The organism is Brucella sp. TWI559 (genome assembly GCF_039674265.1).
GTDB classification, from domain to species: domain Bacteria; phylum Pseudomonadota; class Alphaproteobacteria; order Rhizobiales; family Rhizobiaceae; genus Brucella; species Brucella chromiisoli.
In genome coordinates this window covers 1-3,078 of sequence record NZ_JBDJNE010000051.1, presented here as the reverse complement: position 1 = coordinate 3,078, position 3,078 = coordinate 1, and the positions used below count along the sequence as shown (strand labels likewise).

Here is a 3,078-nt window from a genome sequence, read left to right as displayed (position 1 = left end):
ATAGTCGCTGCAACGGGTCGTGCCGGTTTTGGTGACCTAACTTCTAGTGAAGTCCTCGAGATCAAGTTTCTTTGCTGCCTTGCCCTCGATCACAATAGGTCCGATGCGACGGTATTCGCGTAGGAAAGCAACTCTGTCCCCTTTGAAAAATAGAGCAGGATTAACCCAGTACTGGTTAGGCATTTTAGGCCGCAGGAAACCTTTCTGGATTAGCTCCTTCAGGCCGTTATGGAAGGTCCTGTCACTCATATCCAAAGATTTTCCGTTAAGTCCATCATCGAACCATGCAAGCCCAACGGAATCGGAATATCCGCCCGTCATCTTGGCCCTTTGGTACTCCGCAAGCACAGCCTGAAACACTCGATGACCTGTCCGGCTTAGGTCGAAAGCAGCTCTAACGCCGTCCGCAAAGACCTTCACAAATTGCTCCTCATCCTTCTCCTCGATCACATGAATGACCGACTGAGCTACAATCTCACCACTATCAGGATCCATAAGTTCACGAGATGCCGAGCGGGTACGTACTGTTTTGTGACGGGTCCTTATCTCTGAACCAGCAATGAATGGATTTTCGTTGGGTGAGTACGCCAATTTACGCAAATTGAGCTGATTCTTTTCTTCGGTCACGATGCTAAAAACCCCTCTATTTTCTTCGCTCAGGCGAACGCATAAAAACACTTGAACGAAGAAAATTCAAGTTTTTTTTTCGCTCAATGTCGCGTTTTCTTCGCTCGAAAACCAAATTTCTTCGCTTGGCTTCAAGCAGCACAGGGCTTTCAGAGGATTCCCTTCTCACTCTTATATAAGCAGCAACGAGCGAAGTGCAGAAAGGGAGTGGAGCGCGCCCTCCATGGCGCCGTAGCGACCGACCGCATCGGAGAGAGCTCGTTGCAAAAAAAAGCGTGAGTGAAGCGAACACTGTTTTAGAGCTTCAATCCCTCGGTCTCGCTGGAATCGTGTGAATGACGTGTTTCCATCACCTCAATATGCCGAACATGATCAGCTACAGTTTTTCGATCATACTGAGACCAGTCAGAAATATTCATCCGCTCTGCATCAGCTTGAGAAAGTGCGTAGGGGCCATCTGACAGCCGTTTGATGACCAATCCTACATCCGGCGCCACATCCCCTGCCAGTTGCTTCTCCAGAACTGTCCAGCGGTCACAGAAGCGATTATATACCGTTGCCATCTTCCGAACGTTCTCTGGAGTATTTTCCTTCTCGTCGTCAGGATCGAAATTCACGCAGACCAGTGCGAATTGCTCAGCAATACGCGTCGCCTTCTCCTGACTCTCAATTTTCGATTCCACTGTAGCCAAGCGACGATTGAGAGAATGGTTGGTTTCTGTGAGGTGAGCTGTGATGTGTGCAATGCGCTCAGAAACGGCTATAGAAGCCCTCTGACGCCATTCTTCGTCTGTCTCACCCTTTGTCAGCATTTTACGAGAATGCTTCTCAGGGAGCGAAATTTCGGCTTCTACGGGCGTTTGAGCGCGAGAGTAATATTCCTTGATGGTATGATGCCGTGCGACGCTGCGTTCAATGCCGCGCTGCAGGCCGAATTCCAGACCGACCTGTTCAGCAAAATCCGTTTGGAGCTGCCGCAAATTTTCCTTGCCGCCGACCAGAGCGCGGGCGTTCAGCTTGTTCCGCTCGTCGAGGGGAATAACAAGGATTTGCATATGCGGGGTTGTCTCATCGCGATGCACTATAGCCGACAGGACATTTTCTGCGCCATGGCGCGTCTCGAACCATTGCAGGGCTTTTGAGAAATAGGCGTCTTGTTCATCTCGGCTCATAGCGTTGATGCGTTCCGGACTTCCGCCAACGAAATATTCCAGAGCGAGAACGGCATTGGTGCGGATTTTCTCTGGCGCTCGATCCGCCCAGTCATTCAATCCGCCCTGGACGCTATCCGCCCCTTTCAGAACCGTGTTTTCGTGCACGCGCTCGATGTCTGCATTCGGCGTTTCTCGTTCACGAAGATTATGGCTGAGAGCTGCGCTGATACCGCCTTTGGTCTTGATTTTCCCGACGCGTAGAATGGCATAGCTTTTTACGCTTCCACCAATAGTTTTGAATATTTCGTATTCGCTCATGTCAAAGCCATATTTAAAATGTGCACTCACTAGACAATTTTCCCATTCGGGTAAATTATCAGCTCGCCCCTGCCGGGGGAAGGCACATTTTAAATATGGCAGCGCCGGAGGCGACATGAAGGAAAAAGAAGAGACTTTCGTCAAAGCCGAATGGATGCCTGGACGAGCGCTGAAAGCTTGGCTGAGTGAAAACGGCCAGGTGATAGCCGAGCATATCTTTCCGGCGGAGGAAGCAGCTGGCTGGGACGATGCCGAGGCTATCGAGAAAGCCTGTGACTGGGCCGATCCGATTGTACTAGACCGCAGCCCCAACCTTACCTTCGAAGACGCGCGTCGAGAGGTAAGGAAATTGGTTTCCATGAAGTCAGAATAAGCCTGCCCCTAGCCCTACAGCCCAATTTGAAAGAGCGGGCGGGGGCAGGCTGGCCAGAGCTTAACCAGCTAGACGCTTCCACCATGGTCGCGTCGCGAGCTGGTGCCAGCGATCCCGGTCGACACGCAGATCGTCATTGGACCGCCGCAACTCGCTCAGAAGCTCTTCTAAAGCTCGAATTCGCTCCTTGAGTACGGCCTCATCGGCGGTGGGCGCAGGGTGGGCATCTGGGTAAGTAGGCGCATCGGCGCGCCCATGCGCGCCTGCCCAAGCAGACAGATCTTTTTCTTCGATCTGCCAGCCGTCATTCGCACGACGCGCAATCAGTTCGCCCCTAGTAATAGCACGCATCACAGTTCTGCGGCTCCGACCTGTACGCTTTGCGGCTTCATTGGGCGTTATCATGGGCATGATGGCCTCCTGTGTGGGCGCGCCCAATGGGCGCGCATGGGCACAGAATAGCGCCGGGAGGTTAATGAAATCGATTACCGTACGATAGTCGCTGCAACGGGTCGTGCCGGTTTTGGTGACCTAACTTCTAGTGAAGTCCTCGAGATCAAGTTTCTTTGCTGCCTTGCCCTCGATCACAATAGGTCCGATGCGACG

Annotated in this window: 4 protein-coding genes; 1 reads left to right on the top strand and 3 read right to left on the bottom strand. The window is 52.2% G+C overall.

Annotated elements, in window-relative coordinates; genetic code table 11:
• Positions 1-36 precede the first annotated feature (36 nt).
• Together ABE530_RS19450 and mobV are read right to left on the bottom strand one after the other, a co-directional pair.
• Positions 37-627 (bottom strand): hypothetical protein, encoded by a 591-nt coding sequence (locus tag ABE530_RS19450; RefSeq protein ID WP_499695700.1) that lies wholly within the window; start codon positions 625-627, stop codon positions 37-39.
• 296 nt (positions 628-923) lie between these two features.
• Positions 924-2,099 carry a MobV family relaxase gene (mobV, locus tag ABE530_RS19445; RefSeq protein WP_499695699.1) on the bottom strand — a complete coding sequence of 392 codons (1,176 nt, stop codon included), beginning with the start codon at positions 2,097-2,099 and terminating at the stop codon, positions 924-926.
• Positions 2,100-2,214: 115 nt separating this feature from the next.
• Here mobV and ABE530_RS19440 point away from each other — a divergent pair, with 115 nt between their 5' ends.
• Entirely contained in the window at positions 2,215-2,472 is a 258-nt protein-coding gene (locus ABE530_RS19440) for a hypothetical protein (protein WP_499695698.1), read from the top strand.
• 60 nt (positions 2,473-2,532) lie between these two features.
• Here ABE530_RS19440 and ABE530_RS19435 read toward each other — a convergent pair whose 3' ends face one another.
• A complete protein-coding gene (locus ABE530_RS19435; protein WP_499695697.1) occupies positions 2,533-2,883 on the bottom strand; it encodes a helix-turn-helix domain-containing protein in 351 nt (116 codons plus the stop codon).
• Between the last annotated feature and the right edge of the window lie 195 nt (positions 2,884-3,078).